The organism is Sphingobacterium siyangense (assembly GCF_023277505.1).
Taxonomy (GTDB): Bacteria; Bacteroidota; Bacteroidia; order Sphingobacteriales; family Sphingobacteriaceae; genus Sphingobacterium; species Sphingobacterium siyangense.
This window is the reverse complement of record NZ_CP080574.1, coordinates 1,388,227-1,409,296: the sequence shown is the minus strand read 5'-3', so window position 1 is coordinate 1,409,296 and position 21,070 is coordinate 1,388,227. Positions and strand designations below refer to the sequence as shown.

Annotated in this window: 21 protein-coding genes; 14 read left to right on the top strand and 7 right to left on the bottom strand. The window is 39.5% G+C overall.

What is annotated here, in order from left to right; genetic code table 11:
• Positions 1-28: 28 nt before the first annotated feature.
• Positions 29-448 carry a copper resistance protein NlpE gene (locus K2F45_RS05745; protein WP_075991319.1) on the bottom strand — a complete coding sequence of 140 codons (420 nt, stop codon included), beginning with the start codon at positions 446-448 and terminating at the stop codon, positions 29-31.
• A gap of 84 nt (positions 449-532) precedes the next feature.
• On the bottom strand, positions 533-865 hold the full coding sequence (locus K2F45_RS05740; protein ID WP_248933084.1) for a tetratricopeptide repeat protein: 333 nt from the start codon (positions 863-865) through the stop codon (positions 533-535).
• Between the two features lie 402 nt (positions 866-1,267).
• Here K2F45_RS05740 and K2F45_RS05735 point away from each other — a divergent pair, with 402 nt between their 5' ends.
• The 5 genes from K2F45_RS05735 (at position 1,268) to K2F45_RS05715 (ending at position 6,523) form a co-directional block, all read left to right on the top strand.
• Positions 1,268-2,005, top strand: a complete 738-nt coding sequence (locus K2F45_RS05735) for an electron transfer flavoprotein subunit beta/FixA family protein (RefSeq protein ID WP_075991317.1) — start codon at positions 1,268-1,270, stop codon at positions 2,003-2,005.
• A gap of 20 nt (positions 2,006-2,025) precedes the next feature.
• Positions 2,026-3,000, top strand: a complete 975-nt coding sequence (locus tag K2F45_RS05730; RefSeq protein ID WP_075991316.1) for an electron transfer flavoprotein subunit alpha/FixB family protein — start codon at positions 2,026-2,028, stop codon at positions 2,998-3,000.
• Between the two features lie 115 nt (positions 3,001-3,115).
• Positions 3,116-3,742, top strand: coding sequence for a bifunctional nuclease family protein (locus K2F45_RS05725; protein WP_075991315.1), 627 nt, complete (start codon positions 3,116-3,118; stop codon positions 3,740-3,742).
• 45 nt (positions 3,743-3,787) lie between these two features.
• Positions 3,788-5,158: a nucleoside permease gene (locus K2F45_RS05720; RefSeq protein WP_075991314.1), complete on the top strand. Its 1,371-nt coding sequence runs from the start codon at positions 3,788-3,790 to the stop codon at positions 5,156-5,158.
• 39 nt (positions 5,159-5,197) lie between these two features.
• Positions 5,198-6,523, top strand: a complete 1,326-nt coding sequence (locus tag K2F45_RS05715) for a mechanosensitive ion channel family protein (protein ID WP_201665904.1) — start codon at positions 5,198-5,200, stop codon at positions 6,521-6,523.
• A 387-nt stretch (positions 6,524-6,910) separates the two neighbouring features.
• On the opposite strand, the gene K2F45_RS05710 is transcribed toward K2F45_RS05715, so the two are convergent.
• The 3 genes from K2F45_RS05710 to K2F45_RS05700 form a co-directional block, all read right to left on the bottom strand.
• Positions 6,911-8,470 carry a calcineurin-like phosphoesterase C-terminal domain-containing protein gene (locus K2F45_RS05710; protein WP_248933083.1) on the bottom strand — a complete coding sequence of 520 codons (1,560 nt, stop codon included), beginning with the start codon at positions 8,468-8,470 and terminating at the stop codon, positions 6,911-6,913.
• 341 nt (positions 8,471-8,811) lie between these two features.
• Positions 8,812-9,315: a hypothetical protein gene (locus K2F45_RS05705; RefSeq protein WP_228280036.1), complete on the bottom strand. Its 504-nt coding sequence runs from the start codon at positions 9,313-9,315 to the stop codon at positions 8,812-8,814.
• 91 nt (positions 9,316-9,406) lie between these two features.
• Positions 9,407-9,979, bottom strand: coding sequence for a C40 family peptidase (locus K2F45_RS05700; protein ID WP_075991311.1), 573 nt, complete (start codon positions 9,977-9,979; stop codon positions 9,407-9,409).
• Positions 9,980-10,286: 307 nt separating this feature from the next.
• On the opposite strand from K2F45_RS05700, the gene K2F45_RS05695 reads away from it, so the two are divergent.
• Positions 10,287-11,183: an EamA family transporter gene (locus K2F45_RS05695; RefSeq protein ID WP_088160442.1), complete on the top strand. Its 897-nt coding sequence runs from the start codon at positions 10,287-10,289 to the stop codon at positions 11,181-11,183.
• Positions 11,184-11,300: 117 nt separating this feature from the next.
• On the opposite strand, the gene mtaB is transcribed toward K2F45_RS05695, so the two are convergent.
• Positions 11,301-12,623 carry a tRNA (N(6)-L-threonylcarbamoyladenosine(37)-C(2))-methylthiotransferase MtaB gene (gene mtaB, locus K2F45_RS05690; protein ID WP_075991309.1) on the bottom strand — a complete coding sequence of 441 codons (1,323 nt, stop codon included), beginning with the start codon at positions 12,621-12,623 and terminating at the stop codon, positions 11,301-11,303.
• Between the two features lie 268 nt (positions 12,624-12,891).
• Between mtaB and K2F45_RS05685 the strand changes: the two genes are divergently transcribed.
• From K2F45_RS05685 to K2F45_RS05670, 4 genes are all read left to right on the top strand, one after another.
• Positions 12,892-13,713, top strand: coding sequence for a thymidylate synthase (locus K2F45_RS05685; RefSeq protein WP_248933081.1), 822 nt, complete (start codon positions 12,892-12,894; stop codon positions 13,711-13,713).
• A gap of 65 nt (positions 13,714-13,778) precedes the next feature.
• Positions 13,779-14,273, top strand: a complete 495-nt coding sequence (locus K2F45_RS05680) for a dihydrofolate reductase (protein WP_205399454.1) — start codon at positions 13,779-13,781, stop codon at positions 14,271-14,273.
• A gap of 4 nt (positions 14,274-14,277) precedes the next feature.
• Positions 14,278-14,928, top strand: coding sequence for a hypothetical protein (locus K2F45_RS05675; RefSeq protein WP_248933080.1), 651 nt, complete (start codon positions 14,278-14,280; stop codon positions 14,926-14,928).
• A gap of 64 nt (positions 14,929-14,992) precedes the next feature.
• Positions 14,993-16,201, top strand: coding sequence for a serine hydrolase (locus K2F45_RS05670; protein ID WP_248933079.1), 1,209 nt, complete (start codon positions 14,993-14,995; stop codon positions 16,199-16,201).
• 116 nt (positions 16,202-16,317) lie between these two features.
• Here K2F45_RS05670 and K2F45_RS05665 read toward each other — a convergent pair whose 3' ends face one another.
• Positions 16,318-17,325, bottom strand: a complete 1,008-nt coding sequence (locus K2F45_RS05665; RefSeq protein WP_088160438.1) for a D-alanine--D-alanine ligase family protein — start codon at positions 17,323-17,325, stop codon at positions 16,318-16,320.
• A 146-nt stretch (positions 17,326-17,471) separates the two neighbouring features.
• Between K2F45_RS05665 and K2F45_RS05660 the strand changes: the two genes are divergently transcribed.
• The 4 genes from K2F45_RS05660 to K2F45_RS05645 all read left to right on the top strand — a co-directional run bounded on the left by K2F45_RS05660 (position 17,472) and on the right by K2F45_RS05645 (position 21,016).
• The gene (locus tag K2F45_RS05660) at positions 17,472-18,458 is read left to right on the top strand and encodes a PASTA domain-containing protein (RefSeq protein WP_088160437.1); all 987 of its coding nucleotides are present in this window, start codon (positions 17,472-17,474) and stop codon (positions 18,456-18,458) included.
• 143 nt (positions 18,459-18,601) lie between these two features.
• Positions 18,602-19,642 carry an endolytic transglycosylase MltG gene (mltG, locus tag K2F45_RS05655; RefSeq protein ID WP_248933078.1) on the top strand — a complete coding sequence of 347 codons (1,041 nt, stop codon included), beginning with the start codon at positions 18,602-18,604 and terminating at the stop codon, positions 19,640-19,642.
• Positions 19,642-20,049, top strand: a complete 408-nt coding sequence (locus K2F45_RS05650) for an acyl-CoA thioesterase (RefSeq protein WP_075991303.1) — start codon at positions 19,642-19,644, stop codon at positions 20,047-20,049. The genes mltG and K2F45_RS05650 overlap by 1 nt, the downstream gene beginning before the upstream one ends.
• A gap of 1 nt (position 20,050) precedes the next feature.
• Positions 20,051-21,016 (top strand): YihY/virulence factor BrkB family protein, encoded by a 966-nt coding sequence (locus K2F45_RS05645; protein ID WP_075991302.1) that lies wholly within the window; start codon positions 20,051-20,053, stop codon positions 21,014-21,016.
• Positions 21,017-21,070 lie beyond the last annotated feature (54 nt).

Genomic DNA, 21,070 nt, shown 5'->3' with positions numbered 1-21,070 from the left:
CATTCTTCATACATCTTTTATGCTAGATTCAATTTTTTGTCAAGACATAATATTTGGAAATATCTCCCGTAATGTCATTTCCGGAAAGATCCAACTGACTGAGTATCCGATTTCCTAATTTGAACTTATAGTCAACGCCGTCCAGTGTAATGATATTACCATCCAATTTCCATTTTCCTTCACGCATAAACACATCATCACTTTTATTAAGGTATTTAGATGAATATTGGTAGGTATTGTCAGCATGCAATGAAATAAGTGTTTCTATACCATCACAATCCGCACAAGGCATGACGCCTTTGTATTCACCAATCACTACTTCCGCCTTATCCCTACCTTTTAGGTCCTGTAAATTATCTTTATAGACGGCAACACTTTGTTTGGGATTATCACATCCCACCATTCCAATTGTCAACAACAAACCCACAATCCAAATAAACCTTTTCATCTCATTCCAAATTCAAAAAAATCAGCATCTAACAGTTACACCAATAAATTCATAACAAATTAAATACCAAAAATTTAGAAAAGATTAAAAATCATCTTCATCGTCGTCTGTCAAGAATGATAATGCACCTTGTAACTCGCCCAAAGCATGGAAATTACGTGTCTTCCGAGCGATCTCAATTCCGGATCTATAGGTATCAATCGCGGACGCCTGTTTATTTAATTTTTCGTACAATTTGCCCAAATGATAGTAAGTTCCTACATAATCTGGATTTGTATGTACTAAATTCTCAAATCTCAACAAAGCCTCTTGTTCATCTTCCTGCTTGAGATATTCAGCTGCAATTGCATATTTTAAAAAAGGATCTTCGGGGCTCTCTTTCAAAAATTCATTCAGTTGATCCAATCGTGTCGACATATCTTTTTTATTTCAAACTTAGACAAATTGCATTTTATATGCAATTTAATTGTGTATCCCCCTCTAACAATTCCGCATCTCTCCATATCACACGAAAGCTTTTTATAAACAGGAACCCCGAATGAGCTGCGATGCTTTCTAAAATTACTATGCTAGCATATAAAATGACAATTTACTGACGCAATAAATCCATTATAAAGAATCGGCTATTTAAAATAAAAAAATACAAAAAAGATAACAAAACACCTAAATATCATATCATATCAAAAAAAATGCACGAAAATAACTGGTAAAATTAAAAATTCATCAAAATCACAACACGACTCTTTAACAGAATTTAAAACGCCTTAACGCTTTTTAATTGAAAGAAAATATGGTAAGTTTGAGTAAAACCAATCGTATATGAAAATATTAGTTTGTATAAGTAATGTCCCTGACACTACATCCAAAATCACTTTTACAAATGACAACACTGCATTTAATACAGCTGGTGTACAATTCATTATAAACCCTTATGATGAAATTGCTTTATCCAAAGCAGTTGAGTTGGCTGAAGGTGGAAAAGGAACCGTAACTGTCATCAATGTGGGCGATGCATCTACAGATGCAACCATTCGAAAAGCATTGGCAATTGGCGCAGACAATGCTGTACGGATTAACGCCGCTCCACGCGATGCTTGGTTTGTTGCTAATCAGATTGCAAAGTATGCCAAAGACAATGCATTTGACTTAATTTTAACTGGCCGCGAATCCATCGACTATAACGGTGCTCAAGTGGGGGCAATCGTAGGAGAACTGCTGCATATCCCTTCTGTTTCCATTGCCAAAAAAGTTGATATTGCGGGCGACGCAGTCACAGTTGAGCGCGAGATTGAAGGTGGAAAAGAAGTATTGACAGCAAAGCTGCCAATCGTCATTGGTACAGCAGAAGGTGTTGCCGAGCCAAAAATACCTAATATGCGTGGTATTATGAGTGCGCGGACCAAACCATTGGATGTGCTGGAACCTTCCACTATAGACGTTCTTGAACACATTGTCAGCTATGAGACACCTGCTCCGCGCGGTACGGTCAAACTTGTTGACGCTGCCGAGGTAGAAAAATTAGTTTCTCTTCTTCACGACGAAGCTAAAGTTATTTAATCTTTAAACGCTAAAACACCATGTCTATACTCGTATATGTAGAAAATACCGATGGAAAATTCAAAAAATCTGCTTTTGAAGTTGTTTCTTATGCAAAATCCATCGCCGATAACATACAGACTGATCTTGTTGCGATTTCAATTGGAAATGTCGCTGGAGACGAACTTGCTGGCTTGGGCAAGTACGGTGCTTCCAAAGTATTAAATGTCGACAATGAGCGACTAGCTTCTTTTGTAAACCAAGCGTATGCAAGCATCATTGCTGAGGCCGTAAAAAGTACCGGTTCAAAAATACTTGTGCTGTCCAACTCATTCTCAGGTAAGGGACTCGCTCCACGTATTGCAGCCAAATTGGAGGCTGGTCTGGCCGATGGCGCGCTCGAATTGCCGAAAATCAATGGCGACAAACTGACTGTCAAAAAAACAGCGTTCTCCAATAAAGCGTTCGCTACGCTCGAACTATCCTCGGATATAAAGGTCATCGCACTAAGCCCGAATGCATATGAAACAAAAGAGACCGGTGGTAGCGCAACTGTCGAAACTTTTGCTCCCAATATTGACCAAACAGATTTTACAACGATGGTCAAAGAGATTGTTCGAGCAACAGACAAAGTTTCCCTGCCCGAAGCTGAAATCGTCGTCTCCGCAGGCCGTGGTTTAAAAGGCCCCGAAAACTGGGGTATGGTGGAAGAACTTGCAGACGTCCTTGGTGCAGCTACAGCATGTTCAAAACCCGTATCTGATGCCGGCTGGCGCCCGCATTCGGAGCACGTAGGCCAAACAGGTATTGTTGTTAGCCCCAATCTCTACATTGCTATCGGTATCTCCGGAGCAATACAGCATTTGGCCGGAGTAAGCTCTTCTAAAACAATCGTTGTCATCAATAAAGATCCAGAAGCGCCCTTTTTCAAAGTGGCCGATTATGGAATTGTAGGCGATGCTTTCGACGTCGTTCCGAAATTAACGCAGGCATTGAAGGCTTACAAAGGTATTTAAAGCTTTCTTCCGATATATTCTCCCCATTTATCCAAAATGAATGGGGAGTTTTTATTTGTTATAATTGCATATAAAAGCAAATTTATCTAAGTTTGTAGACCGCTTTGGAATTAAAATGAAGAAAATCAGATTAGATATCGTTGGTTTATCCTATAGTCAAACGCAATCTGGGGCTTATGCTCTTGTATTGGGAGAAGTGGAGGGCAACAGAAGATTGCCCATCATTATCGGCAGCCACGAGGCTCAAGCTATTGCTATTCGGATAGAGAAAATGATTCCTAGTCGTCCGCTGACACACGACCTATTTCAATCTTTTGCAGATTCTTTCGGTATTAAACTCATTGAAGTACTGATCTATAATTTGATTGAAGGGATATTTTATGCTAAAATTATCTGTTCCGACGGCAACAAGATTGTCGAGATTGATGCCCGCACATCCGATGCCGTTGCACTGGCTGTACGGTTTGAAGCTCCGATCTATGCCTACGAATTTATTATGTCCTCTGCTGGAATTATCATTGAGGGACATGAGTTCGCATTTTTGGAAAACCTAGACAAGTCCAATAAAGTTCAGGATCCAAGTGTTGTTGAGATCGAAGAAAAAACACCTTCAAAATCCCCACAAAATCCTTTCTCCTCGTTGACAGATGAGCAACTGGAGCAAGCACTTAATCAGGCATTGACCGAAGAAAACTACGAGCAGGCTGCATTGATTAGGGATGAGATTTCCAAAAGAAAATAACTCCTTTCATTAAAGCGAAACAAAAATTTTAAATAACATCGATTTATGTCTATTAAATTAAGATTGACCATTATGAGCTTCTTTCAGTTTTTTGTCTGGGGAGCATGGTTGATTACAATAGCAAACTATTGGTTTGGCACAAAACAATGGGATGGTACACAATTTGGAGCTATTTTTGCAACCATGGGGATCGCTTCTTTATTTATGCCTACCTTGATGGGAATCATCGCCGATCGTTGGATAAATGCCGAAAGATTATATTTTATTCTTCACTTATGTTATGCGGGTGTTTTATTCTATTTACCTCAGGTAAATGATCCAAACACCTTTTTTTATGCGATGCTTGCGGCAATGTGTTTTTATATGCCGACTTTGGCCCTATCCAACTCCATTGCATATACGGCATTAAATGAAAATAACTACGATTTGGTCAAGGCATTCCCCCCCATCCGGGTTTTCGGAACCATAGGTTTTATTGTCGCCATGTGGATCACCAATTTAACAGGCAACAAGGCCACAGCTTATCAATTTTATATCGCCGGAACCGCAGCTTTGGCTTTAAGCCTCTATGCTTTTACATTGCCTAAATGTCCACCGAAGAAGTTACAACAGGAAGATGCTTCCTGGACACAACTATTAGGCTTGGAAGCATTTAAACTTTTTGGAAATTATAAAATGGCTTTGTTCTTTATTTTTTCCATGTTCTTAGGTGCGGCACTCCAATTGACCAATGCCTACGGTGATGTGTTTTTGGATGAATTTAAATTCTACCCTAAATTTGCAGAATCTTTCGTTGTGAAATATTCGACCATCATTATGTCGATTTCACAGATATCCGAAACACTTTTTATTCTTGCTATTCCATTTTTCCTCAAAAGATTCGGTATAAAAAAGGTCATGCTGATTTCGATGTTTGCCTGGGTATTACGTTTTGGATTATTCTCATTTGGTGACCCTGCAGGCGGACTTTGGATGATTGTATTATCCTGTATCGTCTATGGTATGGCATTTGACTTCTTTAATATCTCAGGTTCTTTATTTGTTGAAACCTCCACAACATCACGCATACGCAGCTCGGCACAAGGCTTATTTATGATGATGACAAACGGTTTCGGTGCCGTTGTAGGCAGTTTTGCATCGGGTTGGATCATTGACCACTACTTTACCAAAAGTTTTCAAAACAGCAAAGATCTCGCACAATACCTGGATACAACAATTGATAATACCCATTTTCTACATTTTTTGCAGGAAAAGAGTATTTCCATATTACCTGACGGCATGTTAAGTGGTAATCTCATGCTAAAAGACTGGCATGACATTTGGCTTGCATTTGCCATCTACACCTTGGTTATAGCAATCTTCTTTGCTGTATTCTTTAGACATAAACACGAGCGTGAACCGCTAAACTCAAAATAACCGAAAGCCGCTAATTGCGGCTTTTTGTATATTTGTAACATGCAAAGCACAGCAACGGAATTATTCAAAGATTCCCAATCCTACATCTATAACTGGACATTTCAATGGATTAAACAACTTGGTCTTGATAATCAGGGGAGCCACTTTGTGAACTCGATCCTTTTACTCTTACTGGTTATCCTGTTTTTGATCGTCATTGACTATTTCACCAAAAGAACGTTACTCCTGTTAACAATCAAAGCCATCAGGCGAAGTACAAATCGCTTTGATGATCTACTGATCCGCAATAAAACGCTGAAACTTATTGCTCATTTTGTTCCGATATTAGTGGCACAATATATCATGCCCATTATCTTCATGGGTTTTCCAACCTGGAAAGAAAACAGCAATAAAGTACTTGACATAGCAACGACCGTCGTCAGCTTACTGATTATCCATTCGCTTCTGAAAAGTTTACGGGACATGCTGCGCATGAAAAAATCTTTTGCCGACAAGCCGCTGGAAAGTTATTTACAGGTCTGCCAGATTATCCTATTATTTATCGGTGGGACGATCTGCTTTTCGATATTGACAGGAAAATCCCCTTGGTCCTTCTTATTATCCTTGGGTGCCGCGTCAGCAATCTTGATGTTGGTATTCAAAGACACTATATTGGGATTTGTTGCCAGTATACAAGTTTCGGCCAATGACTCCATCCGTGTAGGCGATTGGATAGAAATGCCTAAATATGGCGCCGATGGAACTGTCAAAGAGATTAACCTCAATAATGTGAAAGTACAGAACTTTGATAAGACTATTACGACGATACCGACGCATACGCTATTGTCGGATTCTTTCAAAAATTACAGGGGCATGCAGCAATCGGGCGGGAGGCGCTTAAAGCGGGCCATAAATATCAAAATTTCCACGATCCGTTTTTTGGAAAATGAAGAAATTGAAAGGCTAAAAAATATACAGATTCTGCGGCCTTATATCGAGGAGCGTGCCAAAACAATTGACCAATTCAACACGGAGCAGCAGATAGATCAATCAAGTCCCATAAACGGCCGCAAAATGACCAATTTAGGGATGTTCAGAGCTTATACACTCACCTATCTACGTCAAAATCCCAATATTCACAAGACCATGCCCTTGATGGTGCGTCAGCTTGCTTCAACCGAACACGGTGTTCCGGTCGAACTTTATTTCTTTGTAAATGATATCCGCTGGGAATATTACGAAGGAATTGTTTCAGATGTATTCGACCACTTATTTGCTGCAACAAAATACTTCGACCTGGAGATCTTTGAAAATCCGGCATCAGATGATTTCCGGCAGGTTATCCGACAACAAAACCTTCATGACTTCGCAGACCAACAGCGGTAGAAGCGAACTGAAAGTTCTTTCCCGCCAATAACATCAGTCGCTTTCAGAAAAAAAGCCGCTACCGCACTGACATTCATATACCAGGTTAACAGCTTAACAAAGTTTGTAGCTGCAAACTGGATAAAGTGTATAAAATGGATCGTAGTAGAAGGACTTAAATTTTGGCAGCATAATTTAAAGTGAAAGGTCTAAAAACAGTGAAAGGTAATCTGGGGAGATTACCTTCACTTTAAAAACAAACTAAATTTTCAGACGTGTTTCACAACAGATCTACACATTAACCCTAACTCTTTATGAATCAAAAATTACTCTATACAAATATAGGATGGTTATGTTAAGTGCATCTTAAGCTATCTTTAAACTTAAAACAACTCTACAACCGGTTATTTATCTCACTTCAATAGTCTTCGTTGCCAGGTGTACTCTATTGAAAAGATCAACAGCCTGAACCTCAATCTGATATTTACCAGCTTTTAATTTGGGCAAATTAGCCGTCCACAGATGACTGGATTTTTCAGGGTTTGAAGGTCTACGCGTATTCTTTAATTCAGTTGCTGTATCATACTTAGCCAAAGAATTTAGAAATGCTGGATCGTTTTCATTGACAAAATCCATTTCCTTCCATTCGCCCTGATTGATTCTATACGTTACCTTGTCACCTTCCTTTCCAATAAAAAAATTAGCGTATATCGGATATCTCTTTGTATATTTTTCTGGAACGACCGATGCTCCGTATAAATCGATCTGATACGTTGCCGGCTTACCTACAACCTTATAATCAAAACTGTATTGGTTGCCCTCGATTTTTAAAATGGCATACCCTTTTGGTGTACCGTCCCGCATTGTAGAAACAGGAATTCCCTTTTCATTCAACTCGCCCGAATACCAGTCACCAGAAGTTGTACCTACATTATATTCGTGATGTGGCTTTTCTTGTTTCCATCCGTCCTTTTGTCCATAAAAATATTGGCGCTGAAAGTGTGTATGCGCGGACAAAGATAATGTATGCTTAAATGGAGCCAAAATATCGAACAGACGTTGTCTATCTTCGTTACGAAAGACATCCGAGTTTTGATGATATAAAGGAATATGAAATGCCAATACAATCAATTTATCTTTAGCTACGTTTTTTAAGTCATTTTCCACAAAATCAAGCTGATCTTTACGGAATCCACCTAAATAACCTTTACCTGTCTGTGGATTCGGGTAAATGATATTATCAAGAATGATAAAATGCGTGTTTCCATAATTGAACGCAAAGTTATTGGGACCAAAAGTCTGCTCGAACGATTCATCGGAGAGGCTATCCTCTTTGGCATCATAGTTCATATCGTGGTTTCCCATGACATTATACCACGGCAATCCCATCGTGGAAATCACCGATTTATACTTTGGCTGTAGTGAAAGATCATCTCCCACTAAGTCGCCTAAGCTTATTCCAAATTTCGCAATTGTCTTATCTGAAATTTCATTGATCACACCATTTTTGAAATAGGCCAGTTCTTCCACTGTGTAAGCCTGTGGATCACCAAAAACAAAAGCTGAAAAGTTAGGATCTTCATCTTGTTGGTACAATGCAAAATTTACAGCAGCCGGAATTTTCCCTGTAGCAGCAACAGCAGGATATTTTGAAGCTGGACTACCATTTAACTTATGGATATAATAAAATTTTGGATGGTTATTTTCATCCAAAGGCAAAGCGTAGCCTGTCGGTTTAACCACGAAAATGATGTTGTCATTTCCAACAGGCAACTGATAATTGCCATCTTTATCGGTTGTCGTCACCTCACGCCCGTTACTAACAGCAACGGAAGCAACGCCTCTTTCGTTTTTATCCAATTTTCCGTTTTTGTTTATGTCTAGATAAACTTTTCCTTTCGCAAAATCTTGGGCCTGCACCGCGTTTACGAATGCCCAGGAAATTGCTAATGCCAAAAATGCTTTCATATGAAATTTTGTTTTGGCGCTAAAGTATTCGATTCAGGTTAAACGAGTATAAAGAGAACATCAAGAATTCATCAAAAAACAGAAAGAACGATATAACATCAATGTATTAGTTAACCCATATTTAACAGTATAATCACAGGGATTTCATACGTCTTTCATGGGGTTTCATCCAAATGAGGCCCCTTCAGGTCCCTATTAACTCCCTATTCCCCCCTATTAGTATGTATGTTGTTAGCTGATAAATCCATCTTCTTACCCTTGCTCCCAGACGAATATTGGGCACAAAAAAAGAGAAACCAATTGCTTGATTTCTCTCTTTACCCTTTTGGTTTATCTCTTAACTATCGGGCTTGCGCGGTTGCCAACATACGGTTGACTTCATCGATCATTGATTTAGCTGCGTCATGCATACGCGGGTTGCCTGCAAAATCTGCATCTAAAGTAATATGCTTGGATTTATCTTTATAGTTGTACTCTAAATAAAAACGTGGAACTTTAGAATGTGTTGAATCCTGCTGCCATTCAGGTCCAGTCATATCGGTATCCAAGTTCCAAAAGCCGAGCTCCATTGCTTTGCGGTGCAGGTACAATAAATCGTCTTTTGTAAATTTTACAGTATCGGTAATTAAAGAATCTTTTTTGTCTAAATACTTATAGATGCGTGTTTTTGAATTGTATTCGTTGACCATGTGGTTCGGCTCGCCGTATTTGAATTCAATGGATTCAAAATCAGCAAAACGAAAAGGGGCATTTTTGATCATATTACTATAGTAATAAACACAATACATCAAAAACGGCACAATAATACATAGGCCCAAAAAAATCTTCTTACTCTTGATTGTCATTTCTATAAAATTTTGACAAAAATAAGGATTTATATAGGGTATAAAAGTTTATATCAAGATATGACATAAAACCTACATGAAATTCACGCATTTAGATATTTGGAGAGCCCGCATCAACAAAGGTCTTAGCATACCAGCTGTCAGAAAGATCAGAGATAATAACGCCTTTCCGTGTCGAAACATGAACAAACTTATTATTATGCAGGTATACACCTACATGATCTATCCCATTTCGTCCGAAAGAAAAAAACACGAGATCTCCTTCTTCAAGTTTATCGACCTTTTTTCTCTTTACTATTCCTTCCATGTCACGCGAAGTCCGGGGCAAATTCCCTTTGTATACTTCAATATAGAGCAAATTAACAAACCCAGAACAATCTACCCCCGATTTGGTCTGTCCACCCATACGATGCGGTATGCCCATCCAATCGTCAATAAATGAATAAAGGTGCGGATTTAGTTTTTTTGTACTCACATTGAGTAAGTCTGCATAATTGTCCAGTCGCGATCCGGAAAAGGTTTTTCCGCGCGCTGAGCTCGCATCTGTCAATACCGCGCCATTGGAAGAATGTGTGTTGGAGCTAAGTACCTTTTTCTTCGTTGAACAACTGCTCAAAAATAGAACTGCACCTAAAAAGAAGATAAAATAAGATCTGACACTCATGCTGTTCGATTTACGTTCTTGCTTAACAAACTTACTTGCTTAACAAACTTAATTAAATTGCTGTTTATATCCAATAAATTTGCCCACTGCTAAAAAACAATTTACCCCTATGACCGCTGCTATAAAGCCGTCCCCTGCAACATGCTACGACGAACAGCAATGTTTCCAGTCGATGAATTTCACCTGTTGGATGCATTTACTCCTTACTGTTAAGCTTGTCCCCGAAGATTGCTTTTCTTGATAAGAACGTTAGATAAGAAAAAGAATTGTTCAGAAATCGTAACTTTGACGCCTAATTTATTTGAGAATGGAAAAATTAAAAGGTGCATTAGCTGTCTTTTTAGGTGCGAGTAGTTTTGGGATACTATCAACGTTTGTTAAAAAAGCTTATGGTAAAGGGTTGACTTTAGGAGAGGTAACGGGAATTCAGGTTTTATTTGGCATGCTTATACTGTGGCTTATCTATATTATCATCAAACTCTTTTCTGCAAAGTCATTTCACTCTTCAAGCAAGAAATCTTCATGGATCAAGATATTAATCAGTGGTACCTCTACCGGTTTGGTGAGTATCCTCTATTACAAATGTGTACAGCTTGTTCCGGCTTCGTTGGCCATTGTACTGTTGATGCAGTATATCTGGATCGGTGTGCTGATTGAATTTATCTTTTTCAAGGCAAAACCTTCAAAAAACAACCTGATTGGCATCGGCATTGTACTCATTGCAACATTATTAGCGACTGGACTTATTGAAAAAGGCTTACAACAGCTCAACTTAACAGGTGTCTTATTTGGTCTTTTAGCGGCGACCGCCTATTCGGTCTTCATGATCGTGAATGGCCGTGTCGGCAATGACTATCACCCCATTCAAAAAAGCGCTATTATGGTAACGGGGGCCTGTATCATGGTCTTTACCTTATTTCCGCCTGCTTATTTATGGAATGGTCAATTTGATGGAAACTTCCTCTATTTCGGCTTGATCCTTTCTCTATTTGGCACAGTCATCCCGCCTTTATTGTTTGCCTACGGCTTACCTAAAACGGGCTTCTCCCTAGGCGGAATATTGAGTTCGGCTGAGCTACCTGTAGCCACCTGTATGTCATTTTTTATACTTCATGAAAGTGTATCCACGATACAATGGCTCGGGGTACTTTTGATCTTGGGTACCGTCATCTGGTTGAACGCAGCAAAGAGCAGTGCACATTAGGAGGGCAATCAATAGGGAAATTTTGGAATTCCTTATAAAGAAAAAAGGCAATCTTACTAGAGAAGATTGCCTTTTTTATATGTTATAAATCTTAATATGGTATAACCCTTAAAAAGATTAATGTGTCAATGTCTCCGGAATTTCTTCTACCTCAACCTCACAGGAATCCGTTACGTCCATAAATTTAACCGGCACAACCTCATTCACCAATAATGGATCGTATAAGGTCCGTACTTTGACATAGTTTTTAGAAAAGCCATGCATATATCCATCTTTCTCATCGGCCTCAAACAAGACATCACCAGTCTCGCCAAGCTGTGACTCATAAAAAGCACGGCGCTTCTTCTCCGAAAGGATATGCAACATTTTGCTACGGTCACTACGTTGAGCTCCCGGTACAGCACCGTCCATTTGAGCTGCAATCGTATTTTCTCTTTCTGAATAGGTAAAGACATGCAGATAAGAAATATCCAAATCGTTCAAGAAATTGTACGTGTCGATAAAGTCTTCACGTGTTTCTCCCGGAAATCCGACAATAACGTCAACACCAATACAACAATTAGGCATCAATGACTTGATAAATGCGACGCGCTCTGTGTAAAGTTCTCTTTTGTACCTTCTGCGCATTAAACTCAGAATTTTATTGCTTCCAGACTGCAGTGGCATATGAAAATGTGGAACAAAACGTTTTGATTGCGCCACAAACTCAATAATATCATTGGAAAGAAGATTAGGTTCTATCGAAGAAATCCGAATCCTGTCGATACCTTCGACTTCATCCAAAGCCTTTACCAAATCCAAGAATCGGTCTTCACGCTTACCATCCCGAATACCAAAATCACCAATATTAACTCCCGTTAACACAATTTCTTTTACGCCTGAAGCTGCAATTTCTTCCGCTTGACGCACAATATCTTCGATCTTACCCGAGCGGCTTCCGCCACGTGCCAAAGGAATCGTACAAAATGTACATGAATAATCGCACCCGTCCTGTACTTTTAGGAAGGTACGCGTACGATCGCCAATCGAATAAGCCGAGACAAATTGATTGGTCTCATCGATTGGACCATTATAAACGATCGTTTTTTCCTGTTTCGTCAAATCATTGATATGCTCAATAATATTAAACTTTTCAGCTGCACCTAAGACCATATCCACTCCCGGAATCTCTGCAATCTCTTTTGGTTTTAGCTGCGCATAACAGCCAACAATCGTAATATAGGCGTTGGGAGAGTGCTTTAATGCTTCCTTCACTACTTTTCTACACTTCTTGTCAGCATTATCCGTTACCGAACATGTATTGATTACATAAACGTCTGCACGGCTATTGAACGCTGTAGTATCATAGCCCGCATCTTTAAATAAACGACCAATGGATGATGTCTCCGAATAATTCAGTTTACATCCAAGTGTATAAAAAGCTACTTTTTTATTCTCCATAATATTTTGCAAAATTACATTTTTTTTCAGTAACCGCTCTTATCATTTTAAGTTTTGACTTTCTCGTTATAAGGATTTTCCTTAGTTTTGACTATCTTGAAAGGCTGAATGCACCGGCGGCTTATTACAGGCAAACGAAATTAGTCCGGACATGATGTATTCAAATATTCCCCGATTGAGAATCAGACACATAAAACAGCGCTATTCGTCCCTATCCAGTTCGATTATAGCATTGATATTTAGTATTTTATAATTACTTTTTTTACAGATGAAACAATATTTAGATTTACTCAGACATGTATATACGAATGGTGTTATAAAGACAGATCGTACTGGCACGGGTACCAAAAGTGTCTTTGGATATCAGATGCGTTTCAACCTTCAGGAAGGTTTCCCTTTGGTAACGACGAAGAAATTACACTTGCGATCCATTATTCATGAGCTGATCTGGTTCCTTAAAGGTGAAACCAATATTCAGTATCTTAAAGAAAATGGCGTAAGCATTTGGGACGAGTGGGCTGACGAACAAGGGAATTTAGGCCCTGTATACGGATCACAATGGCGCTCCTGGCCAACACCTGATGGCCGCCATATCGACCAGATCACACAGGTGATCAACCAGCTAAAAAATTCACCGGATTCACGCCGCATTATAGTATCGGCATGGAATGTTGCCGAAATAGAGCATATGGCACTCCCTCCTTGCCATGCTTTTTTCCAATTTTATGTAGCGCCAGCACAGCCCGAAAAAGGCATCATGAAACCACAATTGTCCTGTCAACTGTATCAACGTAGTGCGGATATATTCCTTGGCGTACCTTTCAACATTGCCTCTTATGCTTTGTTGACGATGATGGTCGCACAGGTTTGCGACATGGAAGCCGCAGCGTTTATCCATACTCTGGGCGATGCACACATCTACAGTAATCACTTCGAGCAAACGGAGCTCCAATTGAGCCGCGAGCCAAAAGCGCTACCACAGATGAAAATAAACCCCGAAGTAAAAGATATCTTTGAGTTCAAGTTTGAAGATTTTGAATTGTTAAACTACGAATCACATCCACATATCAAAGCTCCGGTTGCCGTTTAACAATGAAGGCACCTAATTTTGTAACAACATTATTTTAGCGGACGAATAATCACATTATATCAAAAATGAGCAACCCAACGATCACATTAATCGTAGCAGCGTCGGAAAACAATGCCATCGGAATCGACAACCAGATGCCTTGGCATTTACCCAACGACTTTAAATATTTTAAGAAAAATACCATTGCGCATTCTGTCCTAATGGGCAGAAAGACTTTTGAGGCCATAGGCAAAGCTTTACCGGACAGAAGGAATATTGTCATCACGCGTAATGCGAATTTCCAGGGAGAAGATATTGATGTAGCCAATAGTATTCAAGAGGCACTTTTATATTGCCGGGATGAACGCGAAGTGTTTATCATTGGTGGCGCAAACATTTATCAGCAAGCGCTACCCTTGGCAAACAAAGTGCTTTTGACACGAGTACACACAACCCTAAAAGGAGATGCTTTCTTCCCTGAATTGCCTTCCGAAGAATGGGAATTAATTTCCTCAGATTCGCATCAGGCAGATGAGAAACATGCATTTGCTTATACCTTTGAAGTTTATTCGAGAAAATAACTCCATGTTTACGAATATCAAAGCGCAATATCATGGGGCAAAAAGCTCCATGATCCTATTGACATTAAATTTCAGTTTTTTTCTACTGGGTACCTCGACCCAAGCTCTCGCACAATTTCGCCCGCCTACCACAATACGAACTCCTGGCGGGAACGTTACTTTAGCAGGGTTGTATACCCCTCCACTCTATTCTTTCAATAGCGAACCGATAAGCAGTAGGTATAAATTTTATATTGTTTTGAAAAATGACAGCACTGTTGTTGCAAAAACAAAAATAAAATTGAGAACCGCAACAGCACCCAGTGAAATATCCTGGCGGGAAAAAGGCAAGAAATATACAGTAACGCCCGATCAGACGAAAGAAATCTATCGGATAGATTATTGGAACAAGAAAATAAAAGGCATTCCACAGGACAGCTGTTGGTTATTTTTGGTCGACACTGTCAGTTATGAAAAGCGAATCCGCCGCTATAGCATGACCGCTGATATCAATCAGCCTGCCATATCGCATTTCAAGATGGAAAAGGCGAAGGAAATTTTACCACTGAAAAAAGAAACCTTGGAGCCTTATGTAGAGGGAAATGAAAAAGCAAAAAAACTCCTGTCAAAAAACAAATTGTTAAAAGCTATAGAAGAGCTTAATCTACAGGACTAAACAAGCGCAACACTTTGATCTAAAGCACATGCACAAATACTTCATCTTAATTTTCACCCTATTCATGTCAGACGCATACGCTCAGCAGATAGATACTGTTTACCTGGAAAAATTACTCCAAAGTCATCCTGATCTATTTCAAAACATATTAAGTCATCCGACGAAAAATGAGGTGCAGATTCTGTATACACAAATTGATCGTGACAAATCCAATAGGCCACATTTCAGATCTTATAGCTATCGACTGAATCCGAACTGGTATTTTTATCCCGCAAGTACAGTAAAGTTGCCGACAGCAATTCTGGCCTTAGAAAAAATCAACGACCTCCATCTAGCCGGTTTAACCAAAGATACTCCCCTCCGCATTGATTCTGCATTTGAAAAGCAGACTAAGGTTCTTGTGGACGAGTCGGCAGCCAATGGTCTTCCCTCTGTTGCACAATACGTAAAAAAAATACTGTTGACCAGCGACAATGATGCACAAAATAGACTGTTTGAATTTATTGGCCGTGCTGAACTGAATGCAAAACTAAAAAAATACGGCACCAAATACAGCCGTATCGTCAACCGTCTTGCCATTGGCGACAAAGGAATATGGGCCAAACACAGCAATCCCATTACCTTTTACAATGGAAAAGATATCATCTACCAACAAGCGGCCCAATTCGACCCAAAAGACTACACGATGAAGCTGGCCAATACGCTTCAGGGGAAAGGTTATATGAACGATAAAGATGAACTTATTCATGAGCCCTGGAGTTTTGAGGGGCTTAATGTCTACGCACTCGAAGATCAACAGTTCATATTGAAGAAATTACTCTTTCCGGAAGCATTTCAGCCTAAAGAACGATTTAATCTAAAAAAGGAGGATTATGACCTACTCTATGACTATATGTCGCGCTATCCCTTTGAATCGGATTTCCCGAAATATGATCCAACAGAATTTTGGCCAACGTATAGCAAGCTCCTTTTTTATGGCCGTGAAAAAAATGCGACCTTAAATCCCAACATCCGGATCTTCAACAAGTATGGAGATTCTTATGGCTATAATATTGATAATGCTTATATCGTCGACTTTGAACATGGGGTAGAATTTATGCTCGCCGTTGTTGTGCAGTCCAATGAAAATGGCATCTACAACGATGGCCGCTATGAATACGACACAGTAACCTACCCTTTTTTAAAGAATATTGGGCAGGTAATTTATCAGGAGGAATTGAAAAGGGTTAAGAAGTTTAAACCCGATCTATCCAAATTTGATTACAGAAAATAAAACACACAAAAACGGCTTTCAATGTATGAAAGCCGTTTTTGTGTGTCGCTATTGCGGCATATTTTTATCTACTTTGGGCAGAAGGCTGCTTGCTTCAAGGTATTTTTGAAATAGAACTATTTCGATTGTAAGGCTGTTTCAATCAACTCGCCGTAAAAATCCCCCTCCTTCATTCCAAAAGCCCGTACCTGCTGCGGAATAAAGCTTTGTGGAGTCTGCCCGGGAATGGTATTAATTTCGATAAAATAAAATTTATCGGTATCGTTTTCCAAAAAGAAGTCCACGCGAACCATACCTTTACAGTTCAATCTAACATAGATTTCTCTTAAAATACGCGCAGCACGCTCCTGCTGTCCGATCGTCAGGTCTGCCGGCGTAATCTCCTCGGTTAATCCAGGTACATACTTGGCTTCATAATCAAAAAATTCGCGTGTAGTCCGAACTTCTGTAGCGGGCAAAACAACAAGCTCGCCTTTTGAATTCCGAAAAATTCCCTCAGAAAATTCGCGTCCTGTCACAAATTCTTCAACAATAACCTGTTTTCCTGTATTTTCCGCATCAAAAGCTTTGTCAATCGCTTCCTGCAGTTGTGCAGATTCCTTTACTTTGGTCATTCCGATACTACTTCCACCGGCATTAGGTTTCACAAAATAAGGGAGTGAAAGATTACTTTCGACGATTTTGAGTGCCTCCGGGCGTTGCGATTCAAACAGTAGGACCGATTTTGCCAAATGCAACTCGGGAATATCCGATAAGATCGCTTTTGTATACCCTTTATTCATAGTTAATGCGGACGTCAAGGCATCACATGAGGTATATGGAATATCTAATAAATCAAAATAGCTCTGAAGTCTTCCATCTTCTCCAGGCACACCATGCACCATAATAAAAGCTAAGTCAAAAGTCAAGATATCCCCATGCAATGGAAGGGTAAAATCAGCTTTTGAAATCGGATGACGCTTTCCGTCTAAATCTTCATAGTACCATGCTTCTTTGGTCACTGTAATCAAATATATATCGTATTTGTCGTGATCAAGTTGAGAATTGACGAAGGCAGAACTTTTAAAAGAAACTTCAGCTTCTCCTGTATAACCTCCAGTTATTAATGCTATTTTTGCTTTCATAAATTTTAGCGATTCGAATAGCAAATATAATTTGCTATACACGGAAAAACGAATAATTTTGTGAGGAATAATTTTATTTAATCATTCTGCAAACTTGGCTTTAATATTGCGGTTCTATGCAGAATTAATTTTTATCAAACAGAGAAATGTCCAAAGTCGTACAATATCTTCAGACCCCCACTTTTAGGAAAAATCTTATTGCCGCTCTTATTGCGATAGTATGTCTATTCCTTTTCGTTTATATTGGACTGAAAATATATACCAAACATGATGAATCTATCGCCGTTCCTAAAGTGAAAGGCCTTCATATCAGTGCTGCCATCCAAGCTTTGGAGGACGCCGGGCTGGAATATCAAATTGACTCTGTCTATCAGATGGATGCCAAACCTGGCATGGTCATAGAGCAGGATCCCGAACAAGGATTTCATGTAAAATCGGGTCGGACTATTTATTTGACCATCATCACACAGGTTGCACCTGAAGTTGCTTTTCCGAATATAAAAGATAAAACATTGATTGAAGCAACAGCCATCTTGAAAAACCATAACCTTCGAATCGGTGACACTTCTTATGTCGCAGACATCGCCAGGGATATCGTATTGGATGCTCAATTTGCAGGACAATCTATCCGCAACGGACGCATGATTCCTAAAGGTTCACGTATAGATCTGGTTTTGGGAAATGGATTGGGAGCAAATGAGGTGGAGATACCTAATTTAGTTGGGCTTCCATTAAACGAAGCAAAGTTCGCCTTGTCTGGAGCTGGCTTAGGTCTAGGTACTGTAACCTACGATCCAAGCGTAACGGATACAGCCACTGCAGTAATCAGTGTGCAGTCACCAGGAATAGAAAAGGGCCTGACCAGTTTAGGGGCTAAAATTGACGTAACACTTTCACTCACGGCACCAACAGCAACAACAGGTGCTCCGACTGGAGGTACAACAACACCTAAACCACAGGCAAACCAAACACAGGTTACTCCGCCAGCGGCAAAACCTCCGGTTCAGTCAAAGCCTGTTGCTCCAGCAAAAAGTAACACAACAAATACCCCTGCAGCTAAACCGACAACGACAAATCCTGCAGCAGGGCAAAAAAAGGAAAAGGAAAATAAAGGGAATAGTTTAGGCTTTTAAGTTTATTTACTCAAAAATGAAGCTGCGTCGAATGATCTCCATCGTAATAGATTAGAGTTCTTGGCAGATTCATCAACCACTGATCGCTAAGGGTTATATAAACGCCATGAATAGCGAACAACAGATGAATAAAAAATTTTAGAATGGAAAATAAAAAAGGAATACCAAGTTGGTTAAAAATTATTGCGCTAATCGTTATCGTTGTTGGAGGTTATTTTGCCTGGACATTTTATAAAGCATTTTATGCTTCGAATGTATCGGGAGAGAAAAAGTACCTGTACATACACGAGGGTGAAAAATATGAGGATGTACTGAAATCAATCAAGGATTCAAATCTAGTGGATGATATCGCTTCCTTTGAGCGTGCAGCACAATATAAAAAATATGAAGAAAGTGTAAAACCCGGACGTTATCTGTTAACCCCAGGGATGAACAATAGACGCTTAGTCGGCAATTTGATTGGCGGTTACCAAGAACCTGTAAAATTCAGATTTTCCAATGTGCGACTGAAAGAGCATATGGCTGCACTTCTTGGAAAAAGTTTTGAGGCAGATTCTGCCCAATTTATTGCTGTACTGAATGATGAGGCTACCGCACAGAAATATGGATTTACAAAAGAAAATCTCATTTCAATGTTCATCCCTAATACCTACGAAATTTACTGGAACACCAATCCGGAAAAAGTAATTGCTCGTTTTGATGATGAATGGAAAAAGTTTTGGAATGCGGATCGCACGGCAAAAGCAAAAGCACTTAATCTGACACCACAACAGGTTAGCACATTGGCTTCTATTGTGAAAGGTGAAGCTTTACACCAGGATGAAATGCCCATGATAGCCGGCTTATATTTAAACCGTCTCAAAAAAGGTATGTTATTGCAAGCAGATCCTACGGTGATCTTTGCTAATAATGACTTTACCATTAGAAGGGTATTGAATAAGCACCTCAGAACAGACAATCCTTACAATACTTACATCTATAGAGGATTGCCTCCAGGCCCTATATCAATTCCAAGCATCGCTGCAATTGATGCGGTCTTAAACTTTAAGCAACATGATTATATTTACATGTGTGCCAAAGATGATTTTTCTGGTTACCATAATTTTGCAAAAACAGAGGCTGAGCATTTGATCAATGCACGTAAATTCCAACAGGCTCTAGACGCTAGAAATATTAAAAAATAATGTTTGTATTTGACCACCAGATTCGCGTCCGCTATGCAGAAACAGACCAAATGGGCTATGTCTATTATGGAAACTATGCTGCGTTTTATGAAATAGCGAGAACTGAAATGCTGCGGAGCACGGGGATATCGTATAAGGAGCTGGAAGAAATGGGTGTTATGCTCCCCGTTACGGAGATGAAGACCAAATATCTGAAACCAGGCAAATACGATGACTTGATCACGATACGGGTAACAATCCGCCAGAAACCTGCCGTTCGCATCATTTTCGAATATGAGCTTTTCAATGAAAATGGGGAACTACTCAACCAGGGAGAAACAACCTTGGTCTTTGTCAATATGGAGAAAAATAGACCTTGTATGCCGCCACAGGTTTTTCTGGATAAGATGAGTAAATATTTTAATTGATATGGGGAAAATCCACCAATGGCTATTAAATTTTAAACCTTATTTTAGATTAATCGAATGGAGTAAACGTGTCGTACTACCTGGCTTTGGCTCACTACCACTTTATACTGTGGCGGTATTTTTCTTTCAGGAGCTTTCCAGAGATTCCATCGTCAGCAAGGCTTCTTCCCTTTCCTATAGCTTTCTATTGGCCATTTTTCCGGGAATCATTTTTCTATTTACATTAATCCCTTATATTCCGATTAATAATTTTCAGGAACAGTTGTTGGATTTCCTTGCGGTAGTAATTCCTAAAAATGCATTTCTCGTTGTTGAAACGACATTGGAGGATATTATCAAAAACCAAAATGGTGGATTGCTGTCTTTTGGTTTTGTGTTTGCGGCCTATTTTGCGACCAATGGCATGGCCTCCCTAATGAATGCCTTCAATAAAGCTTCCCTGATGACGGAGAGAAGACCTTGGATCAGAAAACGACTGCTTGCCTTAGCCTTGGCTTTTCTGATTATTTTTGCTTTAACAGCGGGGATGACGATATTTACCATAGCTGGCATTACGATAGACTACCTCAAGGAAACTACAGGGATTAAATCCAGCTTCTGGGCTATTCTACTTAAAGTAGCCCGATGGTTGATCATATTTGCTATTTACTTTTTCACCGTAAGTTGTATTTACAAATTTGGTCCCTCCAACTCCAATAAATGGAAACTCTTCAGTCCAGGGGCTTCTATGGCTACCATTTTAGCGATATTGACATTTTCAATATTTACCTTCTACATCAATCATTTTGGTGCATATAACAAACTGTATGGATCCATTGGGACATTGATCGTCATCATGCTCTGGATTTACCTGAATACGCTTATTTTATTATTGGGCTATGAGCTTAATGCGGCAATAGCGCTGTCCAAACAAACCATTGTTATTGCCAAGCCACGCATTTTCAACTCTTTTAAGAGAGAAGACTAAGTTGCCTTAAGCCACTTAAAATCTATTTTATCGGAAAAGGATTTCCGCAAATAA